The organism is Cohnella sp. OV330 (genome assembly GCF_900112065.1).
Classification (GTDB): domain Bacteria; phylum Bacillota; class Bacilli; order Paenibacillales; family Paenibacillaceae; genus Cohnella.
Genome location: NZ_FOKE01000005.1, coordinates 444,071 through 462,648, shown reverse-complemented (window position 1 = coordinate 462,648; position 18,578 = coordinate 444,071). Strand labels below are relative to the sequence as shown.

At 50.5% G+C, this 18,578-nt stretch carries 17 protein-coding genes; 16 read left to right on the top strand and 1 reads right to left on the bottom strand.

Annotated elements, in window-relative coordinates:
• Positions 1-7: 7 nt before the first annotated feature.
• Genes galU through BM235_RS14780 form a run of 8 tightly spaced genes read left to right on the top strand, consistent with a single transcriptional unit; the run spans position 8 to position 7,669 of the window.
• The gene (galU, locus tag BM235_RS14815; RefSeq protein ID WP_090114491.1) at positions 8-895 is read left to right on the top strand and encodes a UTP--glucose-1-phosphate uridylyltransferase GalU; all 888 of its coding nucleotides are present in this window, start codon (positions 8-10) and stop codon (positions 893-895) included.
• Complete coding sequence (locus tag BM235_RS14810) at positions 885-2,051, top strand: glycosyltransferase family 4 protein (protein ID WP_090114489.1); 1,167 nt, start codon at positions 885-887, stop codon at positions 2,049-2,051. The genes galU and BM235_RS14810 overlap by 11 nt, the downstream gene beginning before the upstream one ends.
• Positions 2,036-3,136 (top strand): glycosyltransferase family 1 protein, encoded by a 1,101-nt coding sequence (locus BM235_RS14805; protein WP_090114488.1) that lies wholly within the window; start codon positions 2,036-2,038, stop codon positions 3,134-3,136. Before BM235_RS14810 ends, BM235_RS14805 begins: the two co-directional genes overlap by 16 nt.
• Positions 3,137-3,148: 12 nt before the next feature.
• On the top strand, positions 3,149-4,039 hold the full coding sequence (locus BM235_RS14800; RefSeq protein WP_090114486.1) for a glycosyltransferase family 2 protein: 891 nt from the start codon (positions 3,149-3,151) through the stop codon (positions 4,037-4,039).
• A 12-nt stretch (positions 4,040-4,051) separates the two neighbouring features.
• Positions 4,052-5,125, top strand: a complete 1,074-nt coding sequence (locus BM235_RS14795) for an EpsG family protein (RefSeq protein WP_090114484.1) — start codon at positions 4,052-4,054, stop codon at positions 5,123-5,125.
• Positions 5,126-5,140: 15 nt separating this feature from the next.
• Positions 5,141-5,902: a glycosyltransferase family 32 protein gene (locus BM235_RS14790; protein ID WP_090114482.1), complete on the top strand. Its 762-nt coding sequence runs from the start codon at positions 5,141-5,143 to the stop codon at positions 5,900-5,902.
• Positions 5,886-6,500 carry a sugar transferase gene (locus BM235_RS14785; protein WP_090114480.1) on the top strand — a complete coding sequence of 205 codons (615 nt, stop codon included), beginning with the start codon at positions 5,886-5,888 and terminating at the stop codon, positions 6,498-6,500. The genes BM235_RS14790 and BM235_RS14785 overlap by 17 nt, the downstream gene beginning before the upstream one ends.
• Positions 6,501-6,505: 5 nt before the next feature.
• Positions 6,506-7,669, top strand: coding sequence for an aminotransferase class I/II-fold pyridoxal phosphate-dependent enzyme (locus tag BM235_RS14780; RefSeq protein ID WP_090114478.1), 1,164 nt, complete (start codon positions 6,506-6,508; stop codon positions 7,667-7,669).
• A gap of 53 nt (positions 7,670-7,722) precedes the next feature.
• Here BM235_RS14780 and BM235_RS14775 read toward each other — a convergent pair whose 3' ends face one another.
• Positions 7,723-8,376: a NeuD/PglB/VioB family sugar acetyltransferase gene (locus tag BM235_RS14775; RefSeq protein WP_090114665.1), complete on the bottom strand. Its 654-nt coding sequence runs from the start codon at positions 8,374-8,376 to the stop codon at positions 7,723-7,725.
• A gap of 297 nt (positions 8,377-8,673) precedes the next feature.
• On the opposite strand from BM235_RS14775, the gene BM235_RS14770 reads away from it, so the two are divergent.
• The 8 genes from BM235_RS14770 to BM235_RS14735 are packed head-to-tail and all read left to right on the top strand — an operon-like array spanning position 8,674 to position 18,440.
• On the top strand, positions 8,674-9,858 hold the full coding sequence (locus BM235_RS14770) for a nucleotidyltransferase domain-containing protein (RefSeq protein WP_090114475.1): 1,185 nt from the start codon (positions 8,674-8,676) through the stop codon (positions 9,856-9,858).
• Positions 9,855-11,072, top strand: coding sequence for a glycosyltransferase (locus tag BM235_RS14765; RefSeq protein ID WP_090114473.1), 1,218 nt, complete (start codon positions 9,855-9,857; stop codon positions 11,070-11,072). The genes BM235_RS14770 and BM235_RS14765 overlap by 4 nt, the downstream gene beginning before the upstream one ends.
• 4 nt (positions 11,073-11,076) lie before the next feature.
• Positions 11,077-12,108, top strand: coding sequence for a glycosyltransferase family 2 protein (locus BM235_RS14760; RefSeq protein ID WP_090114471.1), 1,032 nt, complete (start codon positions 11,077-11,079; stop codon positions 12,106-12,108).
• 15 nt (positions 12,109-12,123) lie between these two features.
• Positions 12,124-13,281: a polysaccharide pyruvyl transferase family protein gene (locus tag BM235_RS14755; protein WP_090114469.1), complete on the top strand. Its 1,158-nt coding sequence runs from the start codon at positions 12,124-12,126 to the stop codon at positions 13,279-13,281.
• 5 nt (positions 13,282-13,286) lie between these two features.
• On the top strand, positions 13,287-14,480 hold the full coding sequence (locus tag BM235_RS14750) for a glycosyltransferase (RefSeq protein WP_090114467.1): 1,194 nt from the start codon (positions 13,287-13,289) through the stop codon (positions 14,478-14,480).
• 10 nt (positions 14,481-14,490) lie between these two features.
• Positions 14,491-15,678 carry a glycosyltransferase gene (locus BM235_RS14745; protein WP_090114465.1) on the top strand — a complete coding sequence of 396 codons (1,188 nt, stop codon included), beginning with the start codon at positions 14,491-14,493 and terminating at the stop codon, positions 15,676-15,678.
• 18 nt (positions 15,679-15,696) lie between these two features.
• Complete coding sequence (locus BM235_RS14740; protein WP_090114463.1) at positions 15,697-16,896, top strand: glycoside hydrolase family 88 protein; 1,200 nt, start codon at positions 15,697-15,699, stop codon at positions 16,894-16,896.
• Positions 16,893-18,440 carry a lipopolysaccharide biosynthesis protein gene (locus BM235_RS14735; protein ID WP_090114461.1) on the top strand — a complete coding sequence of 516 codons (1,548 nt, stop codon included), beginning with the start codon at positions 16,893-16,895 and terminating at the stop codon, positions 18,438-18,440. The genes BM235_RS14740 and BM235_RS14735 overlap by 4 nt, the downstream gene beginning before the upstream one ends.
• Positions 18,441-18,578: the final 138 nt, after the last annotated feature.

Genomic DNA, 18,578 nt, shown 5'->3' with positions numbered 1-18,578 from the left:
ACGAAGTATGGCTAAAGTGAAGAAGGCGATCATTCCGGCTGCCGGCCTAGGCACCCGATTCCTCCCGGCTACGAAGGCGATGCCGAAGGAAATGCTTCCAGTGGTAGATAAGCCGACGATTCAGTATATCGTTGAAGAAGCGATCGAATCGGGGATCGAAGACATTATCATCGTTACCGGCAAGGGGAAGCGCGCGATCGAGGACCACTTCGACAATTCTTTTGAATTGGAGCAAATCTTGCTGGAGAAGAAGAAGTACGATTTGCTGGACGAAGTACAAAAATCGTCCAAGTTGGTGGACATTCACTACATTCGTCAGAAAGAGCCGAACGGTTTGGGCCACGCCATCTGGTGCGCAAGGAAGTTCATCGGACAAGAGCCGTTCGCGGTACTGCTCGGCGACGATATCATCTCGGCGGAAAAGCCTTGCCTTAGACAGATGATCGAGAAGTATGAACGCTACAATTCCTCGATTATCGGCGTCCAGCACGTAACGGACGAAGAAGTATCCCGTTACGGCATTGTCGACGGAAGATGGGTAGAGGACGCGTTGTACCAGATCAACCACCTTGTGGAAAAGCCCAAGCGGGGAGAAGCGCCGTCTAACTTGGCTATCATGGGACGCTATATTTTAAATCCGGGCATCTTCGATATTCTCGGCAATCAAAATCCGGGTGCCGGCGGCGAGATTCAATTGACCGACGCCATTGCGACGTTTAACCAAACCGAAGCGGTTTATGCGTATAACTTCGAGGGCACGCGTTATGACGTAGGCGAGAAAATGGGCTTTATTCAGACGACGATCGAATTTGCTCTTCAAAGAGAAGAATTGCGTTCCGAACTGCTCAAGTACTTATCCGGGGTCATGGAGAGGGAAGCCGAACATGCCGGGTAAGGTGCTTTTTTGCGCGACGGTGGACTATCATTTCCGCGCTTTTCATCTTCCGATCATGGAGTGGTTCAAACAGCAAGGTTGGGAAGTTCACGTCGCGGCACAGGGAAAGTTGGAGCTGCCTTTCGTCGATCGAAAGTTCAATATTCCGATCGAGCGTTCGCCACTGCATAAAGCCAACTTTACGGCCTATCGACAGTTGCGATCGATCATGCAAGAACAACGCTATGATATCGTCCACTGCCATACGCCTATGGGCGGCGTAATTGCGAGAATGGCCGGAAGAAGCGTTCGCGGCAAGGGAACGAAGGTGATCTACACAGCCCACGGATTTCATTTCTGCAAAGGTGCGCCTCTTCCGAATTGGTTGGTCTATTATCCAATCGAGAAAAGCTTGGCTCGATTTACCGATTGTCTCATAACCATCAATGATGAGGACTATCGACTTGCGAATCAGCGGCAGTTCAAAGCGGGACGAATCGCCAAGGTCCATGGGGTCGGCATCGACACGGACATGTTCCATCCGCTCGCGTCTTCCGATCGAGCGCTAAGAAGGCAGGAATTCGGCTACCGGACCGAACAATTCATGATGTTCTATGCTGCCGAGTTCAATGCGAACAAGAATCATCGCATCTTAATCGAAGCGTTGGCGCGAATAAAGGTGCGCGTTCCTTCGATAAAACTGCTGCTCGCCGGAAGAGGGGCGCTCGAGACCGAATGCAGACAGTTGGCGTCCGCATTGGGTGTAGAATCGATGATTGATTTTTTGGGGTACCGGGATGACATCTCCAGATTGCTGCCCATGTGCGATCTTGCCGTGTCCGGGAGCTTGAGAGAAGGGCTTCCCGTTAATATCATGGAAGCGATGGCTTGCGGGCTTCCTATCGTAGCTACGCATAACAGAGGGCACTCGGAGCTGGTGGCGGACCAAATTAACGGTTATTTGATCGATCCGCGCAGCGTTGACGACTTCGTATCACGAATCTCTCAATTAGCGACTATGGATAACCTTCGGCATGATATGGGCGCGAAGAGCTTGGAACGAATCAAGCGGTACACGCTTAGCAGGGTTAAAAGCGAATTAAGCGAAATTTATTCTTCCTATATGCTGCAACAATCGACAAGCGAGGCGGATAAACGAGTATGGAAGGCCCAGTAAGAGTCCTGCACGCAGTCGTCAATATGAATCGGGGCGGCGCGGAGACGCTGATCATGAACTTGTACCGCAATATCGACCGCGATCGCGTACAGTTCGACTTTTTGACCAGCAAACCCGGGGTCTTCGATGAGGAAATTGCGGATATGGGCGGCATCGTTCATCGAATTTCGCATATTACGGACAATGGGCATCGCTCCTATTCGAGAGAGCTTCGCGGGTTTTTCGAAAATCATCGACATTATCGGACTGTTCATTCTCATATGGACAAAATGAGCGGGCTCGTACTATTTGCGGCGAAAAAGGCCGGCATCCCGATACGAATCGCGCATAGTCACAATACGATGAGCGAGGGAGGGTATGCTGCACGGCTCTATAAGTGGTATGTCGGAAACCGAATCGCTTCGTCGGCTACGGTGAGAATGGCCTGCTCCACGGCGGCGGCAGCGTGGTTGTTTCCGAATAAGGCCGGGGATACGCTTATCTTGAAGAACGGCATAGAGAGCGGCCGCTTTGCTTTCCAAGAGGAAGTCCGGGAGCAAGTAAGAGCGGAGTTGGAAATCTCGGCCCAAACGTTCGCGGTCGGCCACGTGGGCCGCTTTCTGCATCAGAAGAATCATGCCTATCTCATTGATCGTTTCGCAGAACTTTTAACGAGACACGAAGATTCCGTTCTTGTGCTAGCGGGAGACGGGCCGCTTCGCTCGCAGATCGAACAAAAGGTCCGGGATTACGGAATTCAGTCAAAAATAAGATTTCTCGGCGTTCGAAGCGATGTGGACCGGTTAATGCAGGGATTCGATGTGTTCGTATTCCCATCCTTTCATGAAGGACTCCCGGTTACTTTAGTCGAAGCTCAGGGGGCGGGCTTGCCTTGCGTGATCTCCGATTCGATAACGAACGAAGTGGACATGGGGCTTGGGCTGATTCATTCTTTCCCGCTGGATTCGAAGGAAAAATGTCAAAGCAAACTCCTGGATATCGCGAGGCAAAGGAGTTCTAGATCGATTCCGCCAGACGCTTTGATCCGTAAAGGCTACGATATCGCGCAGACTGCTCGTTGGGCGGAGCAATTTTACAGGACTTGAACGAGGTGACGCATGAGAACGTTAACGGTGTTTACGCCGACTTATAATCGGGCCTACTGTCTCCATCTTGTTTATGAGAGCCTCGTTCGTCAAACGAGCAGCGATTTCGAATGGCTTATTATCGATGACGGATCTACCGATCATACCGGCGAATTGGTCTCGCTTTGGATGTCCGAAAACCGGATACCCATTCGTTATCACCGGCAGGAAAATCAGGGCATGCACGGTGCGCATAACGCAGCTTACGAAAGAATCGAGACGAAGCTGAATGTCTGCATCGATTCGGACGATTACATGCCTGACGACGCGGTCGAGAAAATCGTTGATTTCTGGCTGCGCCACGGCAGCGATGAAGTATGCGGGTTTGCCGGTCTGGATTGCTACAAGGACGGAACGATTGTGGGGACTCGATTTCCCGAAGGGCTGCACGCTTCGACTTTGTACGATATTTATCAACGCAATGGAGTCACCGGCGACAAAAAGCTTGTCTACCGATCGGAATTGACGAAGCAATACCCTTATCCCATTTTCGAAGGGGAAAAGTACGTTGGTCTGGCCTACAAATATCATATGCTGGACCGCAAATATAAGTTGCTGCTGATGAACGAAGTGCTTTGCGTCGTCGAATACTTGCCGGATGGTTCATCGCGCAACATGCTGAAGCAATACAGAAAAAACCCTAAAGGCTTCGCTTTTTATCGTCGACAGCTTATGCTGCTTCCGTTCGCAAGCCGGGCTTTCAAGTTCAAACAAGCGGTTCATTACGTATCCAGCAGTCTTCTATCGCGGAATGCCAGTTGGTTCCGGGAGACACCCGCCAAGTTCTTGACGTTGATGGCGCTTTTGCCTGGATTGATGCTCTACATCTTCATCCTTAGAAAGACGTCAATCTTGAAGGGCTAAAGGGACTCGATCATGACCATACTCTGGCTTACGCTCCTAACCGTGTACGCGTTCGCCTTTTTCGCTCGGTATTTCTCCGTCCCCGATCCTTTGGGACCGGCGTTGGTTCGGCCAAATAGACTTCTGGCGATCGGAGTTGCCGCCGTGTTGGTCGCCGTAGCGGGCTTGCGCAACAATATCGGCGATACTTTCTTTTATATGCACGCCTTCGAGGTAAACGATTTTAGCTGGTACTCCATTTTAAAAGAGAAGGATATCGGATTCGGCATCTTTCAGAAAGTGCTCAAGAGCTATACCGACGACCCGCAAGCACTGGTCTTTATTATAGCGTTAGTCACTGACATTTTTATTGTGCTTGCCTTATATCGCTATTCTAGGATGTTCGAAGTTGCCGTTTACGTGTTTATTACATCCGGGGCATTCATCGTATCGATGAACGGAATGAGGCAATATTTGGCTGCGGCCTTACTCTTCTGGGCGACCAAATACTTGCTGACGAATAGCTGGAAACGTTACATGCTTATTGTTCTGTTCGCTTCCATCTTTCATCAGAGTGCGCTTATCATGGTTCCGATCTACTTCCTCGTGAGAAGAAAGGCATGGACGCGTTCAACGTTCATCCTTCTAGCGTTAGCCATTCTCATCGTATTCGGCTTTAATCAATTTCAAGGTCTGTTATTTGCGGCATTACAAGATACCTCATATGGAGAATACCAGAACTTCCAAGAGGGCGGAGCGAATTTGATTCGGGTCATTTTCTATATCGTCCCCCTCGTAATCGCTTATATAGGACGGGAGAAGCTGCGTGCGCTGAACCCTCGTATCGATATATTCGTGAATATGTCGTTGATTGGCGCCGCTTTGATGATTATCGCTACGCAGAACTGGATATTCGCAAGAATGGCCATCTACTTTTCTTTGTACCAAATCGTTCTTGTCTCTTGGATCATAAAAGTATTTAGATGGAAAGATCAGAAGTTGGTTTACTTCGTGCTCGTAGCGATCTATTTCCTTTACTTTTTCTACGAGAATGTCATTACGTTGAACATCCAATATCGAAGCGATTATATTACCTGGTTCAGCTAAGCGAGGGATGACAAGATGAGCGCGATCCGGATTCCGCGTACGATCCATTATTGTTGGTTCGGCAGGGGACCCAAGCCCAAAAAGATTCAGAAATGCATGCGAAGTTGGAGCAAGTACTTGGGGGACTATGAGATTATTGAATGGAACGAAGATAACTTCGACATCGGCGCAAATCGGTACGTGAAGGAGGCCTATGAAGCGAAGAAGTATGCCTTCGTCAGCGATTATGCCCGTTTGCACGCGCTCTACCACCAAGGCGGCATCTACCTGGATACGGATGTCGAAGTCATCAAATCGCTTGATCGCTTCCTCGCGCACGAGGCGTTCTCCGGATTCGAGGACGAGAAGTTTTTGCAGTCGGGGACGATGGGCGCTATTCAGGGGCACTCCTGGATCAAGGAACTGTTGGACTATTACGATGGTCGGAGCTTTCTCCGTCCGGACGGCACCCTCGATACGACGACGAATACGGCCGTCATTAGCCAAATTTGCGAAAAACACGGATTGAAATTGAACGGTAGGCAGCAAACGCTCTCGAACGGGGTCGTATTCTATCCGAGATGCTACTTCAGTCCCTATGATTATATTAATGGCGGAAGCTTTCGGACGGCGGATAGCCATACGATTCATCACTTCGCTCAATCTTGGCTTCCGCTTCACGTAAGGCTGAGGAGTCAGGCCAAAAGAGCAGCCAGCCGTATTATAGGTCCCAAAAACATCTCCAGACTCCGCAAGGCGTTGACATCCGGAGGAAGCTCGCATGAAGAGAATGTTTGATCTGGTTGTTGCGGTGCCGCTGCTCATCCTCACACTCCCGATCCTTCTCGTCACAGCCATTTTGGTCCGAGTGAAGCTAGGGTCGCCGGTCGTATTTAAGCAGCAACGCCCCGGCTTGCATGGCAAGCCCTTTAACATGTATAAGTTCCGATCCATGACGGACCAACGGGACGACCAAGGCGTCTTGCTGCCCGATAGCATCCGACTGACCCCATTCGGACAGAAGTTGCGGAAATGGAGCTTGGACGAGCTGCCGCAACTTTGGAACGTCGTCAGAGGCGATATCAGCCTCGTCGGTCCCCGTCCGCTGTTGATGGATTACCTTCCTCTCTACACGCTGGAGCAGGCGAGAAGGCATCTTGTGAAGCCGGGTATTACGGGTTGGGCTCAAGTCAACGGCCGGAATGCGATCTCTTGGGAACAGAAGTTCAAACTAGACACGTGGTACGTCGATCATCGCAACTTCCGTCTGGACATGAAGATTCTTTTCCTTACCTTTAAGAAAGTGGTACGATCAGAGGGAGTGGCAAACGGTCAGCACGTCACCATGCCGGTCTTCCGGGGGACATCGGACCAACATCGAGAAATCGGAGGATAAACGGGATGCAGCACAACGGTCGGATTTATCTGTCGGCGCCGCATATGAGCGGTAAAGAGCAAACGTATATTCAAGAAGCGTTCGACACGAACTGGGTGGCTCCGCTCGGCCCCAACGTCGATGCCTTCGAGACGGAGATCGCCGCATACGCGGGGGTCGCCGGGGCTGTCGCGCTAAGCTCGGGAACGGCCGCCATCCATTTGGCTTTAGAGCTGCTAGAAGTCGGACGCGGAGATCGCGTATTCTGTTCGACGCTAACCTTTATCGCTAGCGCGAATCCGATTCTATACCAAGGGGCGGAGCCCGTCTTTATCGATTCGGAGCCGGATACGTGGAACATGTCGCCGGAAGCGTTGGAGCTGGCGCTCGATGAAGCCGCTCGCGCCGGCAAACTGCCTAAAGCGGTCGTAGTCGTGCATCTCTACGGCCAAAGCGCCAAGATGGACCGAATCTCCGATTTGTGCGCCCGTTATGAGGTGCCGATCGTTGAGGATGCCGCCGAATCGCTAGGATCGACCTATCGGGGAACAAAAAGCGGTTCAATGGGGCAGTTCGGCATTTACTCCTTCAATGGAAATAAGATCATTACGACTTCCGGCGGGGGGATGCTGATCTCCAACGACGTGCAAGCGCTGGCGAAGGCGCGTTTCCTCGCTACGCAAGCACGGGATCCTGCGCTGCATTATCAGCACAGCGTAATGGGCTACAACTACCGGATGAGCAATCTTTTGGCAGGTGTCGGCAGAGCGCAATTGGAAGTGCTGGACGAGAGAGTGGAAGCAAGAAGAGCCATATTCGAAACCTATCGCGATGCTTTTGGAAATCATCGAGGCGTTCGCTTCATGCCGGAACTTGCCGACACGCGTTCCAACCGCTGGTTGACGACGTTGACGATCGACAAGCAAGAGACTGGGCTAAATATACCGGATCTTATCGGGGAACTGTCCGCGCATAACATCGAAGCTCGTCCCGTCTGGAAGCCGCTTCATCTTCAGCCTTTGTTCCAAGGCGTTCGTTATTATCCGCATGAAGACGGGACAAGCACTTCGGACCGTCTGTTCGAAGAAGGCGTCTGCTTGCCCTCCGGATCCGGCATGAACCGTTCCGAACAGAATAGGGTAATCTCCATCGTGAATGAAGCGCTCTCGACGGCAACGGCAAACGTATAAATGGATTCAAGCAAAGCCTCTATTAAATAGAGAAGAAGCGGCAAGGGAACGTGTTAAAGATATCGTTCCCCTGCAGTCCGCTTTCGAATAACCCGGGCAGGCGTTCCGTAAGCGATGCTGTAGCTGCCGATATCGGACAGCACCGTCGCGCCCGCTCCGATCACCGTATGTTCTCCGATTGAAGTGGAATGAACGATTCGGGCGCCTATAGCGATCGCGCCGAAGCTGCCGATGCGAACGTTGCCTCCGGTGGCCGCGTGAGGAGCCAGGGAAACGAAGTTTTCCATTACGCTGTCATGATCCAACGAGGAAAGGGTATAGAGGACGCAATGTTCGCCGACGACCGCATCGCTGCTAACGACCGCCCCGGCCATGATAACGGAACCGTCACCGATCGTTGCTCCCTTTGCAATCGAAGCATGAGGGTGAACCGCGCTGACAAAACGGCAGTCGATCCGAACGGAACGTATGGCCTCCACCGCGCGAGCGCGAAGCCAATTGTCTCCGATTCCGACGATGACGCCGGTTATGCTCGCATCTTGGGCAAGATAGTTCTGATCCCCTAGAATCTCGTATCCATATACCTTAGTTCCCGCTGCTTTAATTCCATCCAATAACCCCGCGATACGCCAGATTCCCGACCGCTCTACAATGTCGATGATTGATTTTGCATGACCGCCGGCACCAAAGATAACTAGATTCTCCACAACCAACCCCCTAAGCTTCTAAAATTCGATATTCTTTATAATGTCCTTCAACGTTTATAAGATGAAGCTTGTTTCATTTTATTCGGTCAACGTGCATCTTGGCAACAGCATCCAATTGTATCGCTTGCTGTTCTTTATAGCGGACTCAAACGTATAAAGATTCATAAAGTGACATTCTTTAACCGATAATTGACAACTTTACAGCTCCAATGGTACGCTATAATTGTTCGTTAAAAAGAACAACATGAGCGCGTCAATCATGCTGTTCGCCTATTAGCATTACGAAGGAGCAATTCCATGAGCAGCACGTCCCCCCTTCAATTGCAAGGGCTGCCGATCGAGATGCGGCTTCTTCTTGCTTTGATTGGAGCTGAGAATAAATCCGATTCGACGGAAATTCCGGACGCACTTTTCGACGAGACCGACTGGAATACGTTTGTCGATTTGGCCAAGCATCACAGGGTGGATCCCTATCTCTATCATCGAATCAAAAATTCGCCGGACCCTCGCATTCCCGCGAGCGTCGTTAAATATCTTCAGGCGGAATACCGCCGAAATACGTTCCTCATGCTTCAATTAAGCGGCGAGATGCAAGTCATCGACAATCATCTGTCAGAACGCGGGATTCGCGCCCTTTTTTTGAAGGGGCCGGTGCTTGCGGTAGACTTGTACGACGATTTGTCCTTGCGAACTTCCTGCGACCTGGACCTGCTGATCCCCTTGCAGAATCTGCCGCAAGCGGAGGAACTGCTGACTTCTCTTGGCTACGTGAAGGATGAATACATACATACCGTTTTGAACGATTGGAAATGGAGACACCACCATACTGCGTTCTATCACCCGGTTAAAAACGTAAAAGTAGAATTGCACTGGAGATTCCACCCATCCCCTTCGGGGGAGCCCGACTTCGAAGATTTGTGGAACCGCAGAAGAATAAGCACGATCAGCAGCCAACCGATTCATTATTTGGGCCGGGAGGATTTATTTCTATTTCTCGTATCGCACGGCGCGAGACATGGTTGGTCGCGTTTGCGCTGGCTGCTGGACATTCGGCTATGGCTGCAACAACCGAGAGATGCCGATAGCTTGATCGCATTGCTTCGCAAGCATGGTTATTACCATGTCGGAGGGCAGGCGCTAGTGCTCGTTTCTAACGTGTTCGGAGATCCGGTGCCGGGCGATTTGGCTCATATGGCCGATTTGCAAAGGGCGAAGCGGCTTGCTCAGGACGCGGTATTTTATATGGAGCGTGTCGTGAACTTGCATACGAACCCTGTACCGGAGGATGTCGATCGTTTCCATAAGCGGCATTTGTACGCTTTAATGGCATTTCGGCATAAATTTACGTTCGTGATCAGCTTTCTGTTCCCGTATCCGGAAGACGCGGAGACGCTGCCCCTGCCGAAGGCGCTGCACGCACTCTATTTCCCGCTGCGTCCGTTCCTATGGGCATGGAGGAAGATGGCAGGTGTCCGTCAATGAAAAGCGTATTGATCGCTTCTTACGATATGGACGTCGGCGGAGTCGAGCGAAGCTTGGCCGGTATGCTGGACCGTTTCGATTACCGTCGTCATTCCGTCGACTTGATGTTATATCGCCATCAGGGCGACTTCATGGCGTTGCTATCCGATCGGGCGAACCTTCTTCCGGAGGTACGCGCTTACGCGACTTTCCGTCAATCTGTGGCAGAGGTAATGAAAAACAGGAACTTCGCGATCGGAATCGGAAGAGTATTGTCCAAGCTTCACGTTAAGTATCTTGGCAGGCGGAGCGGGATCTCCGAACCGGGCTATTATCAGATGCAGCTGATGTGGAAATATTCGCTTCCTTTTCTCCCCAAGTCGAAAATAAGATACGATGCGGCCATCAGCTACTTATGGCCTCATTATTATGTGGCTGACAAGGTAGAAGCGAACACGAAGATCGCCTGGATCCATACCGATTATTCGACGATCGCTACCCACCGGGAGATGGACCTGGCGATGTGGAGCAAATTCGATTCCATCGTTGCCGTATCCGAAGCTTGTAAGGAGTCGTTTCTTGCCAAGTACGGCGAGCTGCGGGAGAAGGTCGTCGTCATCGAAAATGTCGTTTCTGCCGATGCGATCCGCAAGCTGTCGAACGAGCGGACGGATAACCCGATGCAGCGGGACGATCGCTTTAAACTGATTACGGTGGCCCGATTATCGCATGCGAAAGGAATCGACAACGCCGTCCGGGCGATGAAGCTGTTGAAAGACAGAGGCTTGGACCGGATTGTCTGGTACGTTGTCGGCTATGGAGGGGACGAGGACGCGATTCGGGAGCTGATAGCCGCCAATCGTCTTGGGGACCGCTTCATTCTGCTTGGAAAGCAGACGAATCCCTATCCCTATATCCGGACGGGCGATCTCTACGTGCAGCCCTCCCGGTACGAAGGCAAAGCGGTCACGGTAACGGAAGCGCAGGTACTCGGCAGACCGGTGTTGATCACGAACTATACGACGGCGGCGAGCCAAGTCCGCAACGGCATCGACGGATGGATTGCCGAACTGTCCGTAGAGGGGATCGCGGACGGGATCGAGCGTCTGTACCGGGATGAGGCGCTGCGGTCGGAGCTGTCGGCTAACTGCTTAAAAACCGACTACAGTGGGAGCGAAGGTTTGGAAAAGCTGTACGCCAGCATAGCCTTAGCCTCCAAGAAAGGCGGAGCTTAGCGCCATGCGAGTCAAAGTGAGCATCATTGTACCTGTGTACAACTCGGAACCATTCCTGACCGCATGCGTCGATTCGTTACTGACCCAGACGCTGTCAGCGTGCGAGTTTATCTTTATTAATGACGGCTCAAGCGATGGAAGCGGAACGCTGCTGGATCGGCTACAGCATTCGGATCCCAGAATTAAAGTGATCCATCAATCGAATCAAGGCGTGAGCATGGCTCGCAATGCCGGACTGTCCATGGCGGAGGGCGAATATATCGGCTTCGTGGACTCCGACGATACGGCGGCGCCCGATCTGTTCGAGAGGCTGTATCAAGCGGCGACGGCGCATCATTGCGATGTGGTCGTATCGAATTTTATCAGCGAGATGAGAGAGCATCGCGTCGAGACCCGCTATCCTTTTCCTGCGGGAATCGCTTTGGAACGAGAATACGTGGCGGCCGCCGTGCTGCCTTATTTCCTGAAGTCCGACGACCTGAATACGGTGTGCACTAAATTATATCGGATGGAGATCATCGAAGCCGACGCAATACGATTTCCCAAGCGCGTAGCGCTGGGCGAGGACGGGTTGTTTAACATGGAGGTATTCTGCCGTGCCCGTTCAATGGTCTATCTCGATTACGCCGGATATTTATACAAAGAGAGAGCGGGCAGCGCTACGCGCAGCATCGGGGATAAGGATTATTTCAAGAGAGCGATCGAAGTGTTCGAGTCGGATCCGCCTGAAGCTTACAAGCAACTGATGAACGAAGCGGACATGCGCAGCTTGAAAGCGATTCGTCTCGTCCATACGATGCTGTCGCTCATCCATATTTATTTCGCCCCTTCGAAAGATATGGGTATTCTGAGGCGCTATCGCTACGTTCGGAATGCCATTCGCCACACGGCCGTGCGGGATTCGTTGCCCAGTTACTGCAAGGCCGAATACGCCTCTCTGGGGGGCTATCAACGCTTGATGGTTAACTTGTTGAGCAGAAGATCCGTATCCGGCCTTTATGCGTTAGCTTGGTATAGCAGAATGAGAAATCAGTAGATAGGGGAGTCGCAAATGAAGGTTTTGATGTTTGCACATGGAGGCAGCTTGAATAGAGGGTGCGAAGCGATCGTTCGATCCTCCACCGCCATTATTAAGGAGAAGTTGACGGAGTCGAAGGTGTACCTTGCTTCGGGAAGGCCGGATACGGATCGCGTCATTACGCAATTGGATCATATTTATGACGGGGCGGATCGTAAGATCAAGCCCTATACCCCAAGTTGGTTGCTGTCGGCGTTGCGAATTAAGTTGCTGAAGGACGAGTCCTACGCTTTAGGCAAGATTCACCGCAACATTATCGATCGTATCCGTGACGTTGACGTCTGCCTCTCCATTGGCGGAGATAACTATTGCTACGGCGAGCAGCCCGGTTGGTACGAAGTCGATCGTCGCGTGAAAGCGCAAGGTAAAAAGCTTGTCCTTTGGGGGTGCTCGATCGGCGAAGAGGACATGTCCGAGCGCAAGCTGGAGGACCTGAAGCAATTCGACCTCATCCTGGCGCGGGAGACGCTGACATACGAGATGCTGACCGGGAAGGGGCTGCGCAACGTGAAGTTGGTCGCCGATCCGGCCTTTACGATGGCGAAGGAGGAGCTGCCGCTTCCCGACGGATGGCAGGAAGGGAACACCGTGGGCCTTAACTTCAGCCCTCTCGTGTGGTCGCGCAATAAGGCATCGAGGGAAGCGGTTCGCGAGCTGATCCAGCATATCATTCAAACTTCGGATATGACGATCGCATTGACCCCTCATGTCATGGAGGCCGGCAATAACGATTACGAGGTTTTAAAAAATTATTACGAAGAGTTCAAGCATACCGGACGGCTCGTCCTGCTGCCCGACAATCTGACGGCGATCCAGTACAAAGGCTACATCGCGAGAATGCGCTTCTTCATCGGCGCTCGTACGCACGCCACCATTGCCGCCTATTCGAATTGCGTTCCTACCATGGTTCTTGGTTATAGCGTGAAGTCAAAGGGAATTGCCAAGGACATATTCGGAGAAGAGAAGCTTGTGCTCGGCATCCAGGAAATCGCCGAAGGGAGCAAGCTGAAGAGCAAGTACGACGAGATGGTCGCTGAAGAGAGCGAGCTAAGACGCAAGCTGTCGGAGTCGATTCCCCGCGTTCAACGCATGTCTTATTTAGCCGTAAACTATCTGAGTGAGTTGGTGTGAGGGCGATGAAAAAAAAACTGCTCTTTATCATACCGAGTTTATCCTCGGGTGGCGGTGAGCGAAGTTTAGTCAATTTGTTGAATCAGATCAACTATAGCGAGTATGAAGTGGATCTTTTTCTTTTGAACCACCAAGGTTTATTCATGGAACACTTGCCTGGCGAAGTAAAAGTGCTCCCGCTTCCGGAGCAATACCGATTATTCTCGCAGCCTGCGCACCAATCCGTATTTATGCTTTTAGCAAAAGGTTACTATACGATCGCGTTTAATCGAATCTTATATAGCATTAGGCATCGATATCGGGATAACCTGTCAATTCGCGAGCAATACAACTGGAAGTACTTATCGGAATGTTTCCCGCCGTTTGACGATCAATATGACGCCGCCATTGGATTTTTGGAAAAGACCTCCACTTACATGTGCGTAGACAAAGTATCCGCTCGAAAAAAAATCGGTTGGGTTCATATTGACTACGATCAAATGGGGATGGATGCGTCTTTTGATGGTTTATACTTCCGGAAACTGCATCAAATCGTAACGGTTTCGGAAGAATGCGCTGCCGTTCTTAATAAGCGTTTTCCTGAAATAAGCAAAAAGGTCAGCGTTATTCACAATATTGTATCGCCGGCGGTTATTCGCCGTTTAGCTGACGCCGATCGCACGGACGTTTTTTCGAGAGGGAAACGAGAGATCGTGATATTGTCGATTGGGCGATTGCATTATCAAAAATCTTTTGAATTGGCTGTCGAAGCCTGCAAAAAATTAATCGACTGGGGCTACGACGTTCAATGGAATATCATTGGCGAGGGAGAAGAACGAGCTCCATTAATGGAACTCATTTCAAAAAACAACTTGGACGCACATTTTCATCTTTTAGGATTAAAGTCAAATCCCTATCCCTATCTTCTTCAGGCTGATATTTATGTGCAGACCTCGAGATTCGAAGGGAAGTCCATTGCCATCGATGAGGCCAAGATCATGAACAAGCCGATCGTAGTTACCGACTTCAGCACGGCCAAAGATCAGATAAAAAACGAAGTTGAAGGACTGATCGTCGAAATGAACGCCGAAGCAGTGGCGAGAGGCGTTGAGAGACTTATTAATGATGAACGTCTTAGGAAACAGTTGAGCGACAATTTATCGACTCTCCAACTCGGAACGGAAACAGAGATTGATAAATTGTATAGGTTGTTGGCCTAGGAGGCAGTCCGTGAAGACAAGTATATTGTTCGTTATGAACAAATTAACCGTTGGCGGAGCTGAAAAAGCATTAATCTCCTTGCTCGAGACCATCGATTATTCTAAATACGACGTAGATTTATTCTTGTTTAAACATGAAGGCTTATTTATGAACAAATTGCCTCCGCAGGTTCATGTGCTCCCGGAACCTCCCTTATATTCCTATTTCGATATGTCTATTAAGAAGGCCATAATGGGTGCCTTGAAAAAAGGCAAACCTCTTTTAGCTATTTTTCGAGTGCTTGTGGGATACATATTCCGTACGGATAAGAGGCCGGCCGTGCGCGAGCAGCGATCATGGAAGTATGTATCGCACGCGCTTCCGAAGTTAACTAAGAACTACCATGTAGCTATTGGTTACTTGGAGAAAAATCCAATTTACTACATTATAGATAAAGTCAATGCTGATCGAAAACTTGGTTACGTCCATAATGATTATAATAAATTAGGGATGGATCCTGAATTAGACAAAAAGTATTTTGCTAAGTTAGATTTTATAATTACGGTATCCGAAGAGTGCGGCAGTGTGTTAAAAGTACGTTTCCCGCAGTATGAGGACAAGGTAAGGGTCATTCAAAACATTGTCTCTGCCGAAGTGATCCAAAGAATGGCTGCAGAGAAAGCTGAATGGAATGGAAACGGGGATGCCGCTTTTCGGATTGTTTCTGTCGGGCGGCTTAATGAGCAGAAGGGCTTCGATCTTGCGGTGGAAGCCTGCAAGCTTCTTCGGGATGCCGGCTTCGACCTGAAATGGTACGTCATCGGGGAGGGAGAAGAGCGCGGCAAGCTGGAGGCGTTAATCAAGCTGAAGGGTCTTGAAAACAACTTCATCCTGCTCGGTCTTCGGGAGAACCCCTACCCGTACGTAAAAGAAGCCGATGTTTATGTGCAACCTTCCAGATTCGAGGGCAAATCGATCGCGATAGACGAAGCGAAAATCCTTCACAAGCCGGTCGTCGTAACCGACTTCTCGACCGCTCGGGATCAGATCGCATCGGAATGCAACGGTATTATCGTGAAAATGAATGCACAGGCGATCAGTGAAGGGGTCCGGCGCCTGTTGGAGGACGCGGGACTTAGAGCGGCGTTCGCCAGCCGGCTTGCCGAAGAGCATCTAGGCACGGAGTCCGAGATCAAGAAGCTGTACCGATTATTTTAGAGAGAGAGGGGGGCGTATATGATTTATTCGATTATTGCATCTTGCTTTCTTATCGTCGTTATAATCGTCCTCGCCGTAGATCTCGTTCCGATCGCGAGAACTTGGACGGGCAGAATCCATATAGGGAGATATTCCAGTACCGAACAATGGGTGTCATCGATCACCCGAATCGGAACGAAATGGCTGAAGCGGACGCCCACGATCAAAGTGACGGATAATACCCGATTCATTTTATTGGATATGTTGAAGGGGAATTACGCCAGAAGCGCGATACAGCATTGGCAGGAGGCCGCGCTGTTGTTGGGAATGACGGAGCAGTGCAGGCATACGGGTGAAGATGCGGATGCTCGTAGACAAGTGGATTCTTTCCTGGCGTCCAAGTTCAATGACAAAGGCGAATGGCGCGAGACGCCGCAGCATGTAGACGGAGCCATTCTGGCATACGCGGCAATGACATGGCTATCCGTCGATCACGACAAGTATCGACCGGCCTGGGACGCGACCTGGCATATGATCCAGCAGCATCTGGGAGAGGATGGCACGGTCATGTATCGCAAGGCGATGAAGGATTATCGTTATGTCGATACGATCGGGTTTATTTGTCCTTTTCTCGTCGTATACGGGCTACGATACAATCGCCCGGAATGCATACAGTTAGCTGTCAAGCAAATCCAGGAATATGAGAAGCGCGGAATGCTGGAAGAAGCCTTCATTCCTTGCCACGCATACCGCATCACGAATCATGCGCCGCTTGGTTTGTATGGCTGGGGGCGGGGACTAGGGTGGTTTGCCATAGGGCTTATCGATGCCTGGAGAGAGCTCCCGACCGGAGATGAAGCGAAGAAGGTTTTGGAGCGGACGGTGATCCGGTTCGCTCGAGCAGCCGTAAGCTGTCAACAGGAGCGGGGGCAATGGAACTGGACCGTAACCAGACCGGAATCGCGGGCGGACTCTTCTGCGACCGCGACTTTAGGATGGTTTCTGATTAATGCGGCGGAGATTGAAGAAGTTTCGAATCTCGCATCCGCAGCCGCAGAGAAGGCGATCCATTATCTGATGACAGTAACGAGGCGCGACGGCACCATTGATTTCTCGCAAGGGGATACGAAGGATATCGGAGTGTACTCCATGTTGTTCGACATTTTGCCGTTCGCGCAAGGGTTCAGCGTCCGAACGGCTCACGTCTATCTTGCTTTTTTAAATAGGAGCCGGCGATGAGAGTAAAACATACAATTGTCAATATCGCAGCGGGGATTGGCAATCAACTCGTCATTACGCTGCTGAGCTTCATCTCTAGAACCGTATTTATAAATAGCCTTGGTGCCGAGTATTTAGGGGTTAACGGGCTATTTACGAACATTCTGGCCATGCTCTCCCTTGCTGAAGCCGGCATCGGGGCCAGTATTATGTACAGCTTGTATAAGCCTGTCGCCGACAATGATCAAGAAAAGATCAAACGGCTCATGCGCTTATATAAGTATGCCTATCTTGCCATAGCGCTAGTCGTGGCCGCGCTCGGTCTATCGTTGCTTCCCTTTTTGGATTTGTTCGTTAAGAATACCGAAGTGCCGAACATTACGGGAATATACTTGATCTTTCTGCTTAACACCGTAACGCCTTACTTCTTCTCTTACAAAAATGCCTTTCTGAACGTAGCCCAAAAAGGATACATCGTCACGATCGCATTTACGATCTCTTCCGTGGTCTCCTCCTGCCTGAAGATTGCCATCCTTTACTACAGCAAAAATTACATTCTCTTTCTCCTGGTCGACAGCGCTCTGAATTTACTAACCGCTGCTACATTGACGTTAATCGCGAACCGAAAGTATCCGTATCTTCGTCAAAAGGCATCCGGCCCGTTAGACGCCGAGACCAAAAGCGGCATTGTCAAAAACGTTAAAGCGATCGTCCTGCAGAACATCGGGAGCTATCTCGTGCTCGGTACAGAGAACATTTTGATTTCCGCCTACGTCAGCGTAGCGGCAGTCGGTCTCTATTCCAATTACAAAATGCTGATCGAGATTGGACGAACGTTTATCTACCAAGTGTTTAACAATATGTATCACAGCGTAGGCAATCTTGTGTCGCAGGAAAGCGAAGAAAAGGTCTATAGCGTGTACAAGGTCATGCTTATGCTTAGCTTCTGGCTATACTCTCTATGCGCCATTCTGTTGTACATCTTAATTCAGCCTTTTATTCAAATTTGGATCGGTTCAGACTATTTGATGAGCAATGCAGTGCTGATCCTGCTTCTCTTCATGTTCTTCGAACGGGGGATGCGCAACTCGATCGCGACAGTAAAAACGACTTCGGGCATTTTCCATGAGGATCGGTTCGTTCCGCTGGGCCAAGCGGCGATCAGTTTGCTGACTTCATTCCTTCTAGTCAAGCATATGGGAATAACGGGGATCTTCCTCGGATCGCTTATAAGCGCAGTGGCGCTTCCTTTCTGGACGACGCCTTACCTGGTGTACAAGAAAGTATTCCGCCGCTCCATCTGGCTTCACTACAGACTTTACGCTGTCTACCTGATTGTCGGCTTGTGCGCATTCTTCGCCGCAAAAAAACTATCCGACTTCATTCACCCGACAGGTTTCGTTCCTCTTATTGAGAAAGGAGGCACAACCGTCTTGGTTGTATCGGCGATCTATTGGTTGGTGTTCTTCCGGACCACGGAATATGCCTACCTGGCGGGGATCGTCCGCGCACTCATGGGGAAGTTCTTTGGGAAGACAAGAGCCAATTATAAAGCGGAGCTTTGAGGCGGCTAGCGTTGTGGAGCGGGCGATTGGCGAAACATGATGGTAAAGCGGAGGTGAAATAGTTCTAAAGACTGTGGCGGAGAGAGATTCCGCCTCTTTTTTTCGGATTCCGACACCCATTCGACAAAAGAAGACAAA

Excerpts from the sequence above, each read along its gene's own strand:
- BM235_RS14735 (WP_090114461.1), top strand. The coding sequence starts at position 16,893 with ATGAGAGTAAAACATACAATTGTCAATATCGCAGCGGGGATTGGCAAT.
- galU (WP_090114491.1), top strand. The coding sequence starts at position 8 with ATGGCTAAAGTGAAGAAGGCGATCATTCCGGCTGCCGGCCTAGGCACC.
- BM235_RS14810 (WP_090114489.1), top strand. The coding sequence starts at position 885 with ATGCCGGGTAAGGTGCTTTTTTGCGCGACGGTGGACTATCATTTCCGC.
- BM235_RS14740 (WP_090114463.1), top strand. The coding sequence starts at position 15,697 with ATGATTTATTCGATTATTGCATCTTGCTTTCTTATCGTCGTTATAATC.
- BM235_RS14770 (WP_090114475.1), top strand. The coding sequence starts at position 8,674 with ATGAGCAGCACGTCCCCCCTTCAATTGCAAGGGCTGCCGATCGAGATG.
- BM235_RS14750 (WP_090114467.1), top strand. The coding sequence starts at position 13,287 with ATGAAAAAAAAACTGCTCTTTATCATACCGAGTTTATCCTCGGGTGGC.
- BM235_RS14790 (WP_090114482.1), top strand. The coding sequence starts at position 5,141 with ATGAGCGCGATCCGGATTCCGCGTACGATCCATTATTGTTGGTTCGGC.
- BM235_RS14760 (WP_090114471.1), top strand. The coding sequence starts at position 11,077 with ATGCGAGTCAAAGTGAGCATCATTGTACCTGTGTACAACTCGGAACCA.
- BM235_RS14795 (WP_090114484.1), top strand. The coding sequence starts at position 4,052 with ATGACCATACTCTGGCTTACGCTCCTAACCGTGTACGCGTTCGCCTTT.
- BM235_RS14785 (WP_090114480.1), top strand. The coding sequence starts at position 5,886 with ATGAAGAGAATGTTTGATCTGGTTGTTGCGGTGCCGCTGCTCATCCTC.
- BM235_RS14765 (WP_090114473.1), top strand. The coding sequence starts at position 9,855 with ATGAAAAGCGTATTGATCGCTTCTTACGATATGGACGTCGGCGGAGTC.
- BM235_RS14755 (WP_090114469.1), top strand. The coding sequence starts at position 12,124 with ATGAAGGTTTTGATGTTTGCACATGGAGGCAGCTTGAATAGAGGGTGC.
- BM235_RS14805 (WP_090114488.1), top strand. The coding sequence starts at position 2,036 with ATGGAAGGCCCAGTAAGAGTCCTGCACGCAGTCGTCAATATGAATCGG.
- BM235_RS14800 (WP_090114486.1), top strand. The coding sequence starts at position 3,149 with ATGAGAACGTTAACGGTGTTTACGCCGACTTATAATCGGGCCTACTGT.
- BM235_RS14780 (WP_090114478.1), top strand. The coding sequence starts at position 6,506 with ATGCAGCACAACGGTCGGATTTATCTGTCGGCGCCGCATATGAGCGGT.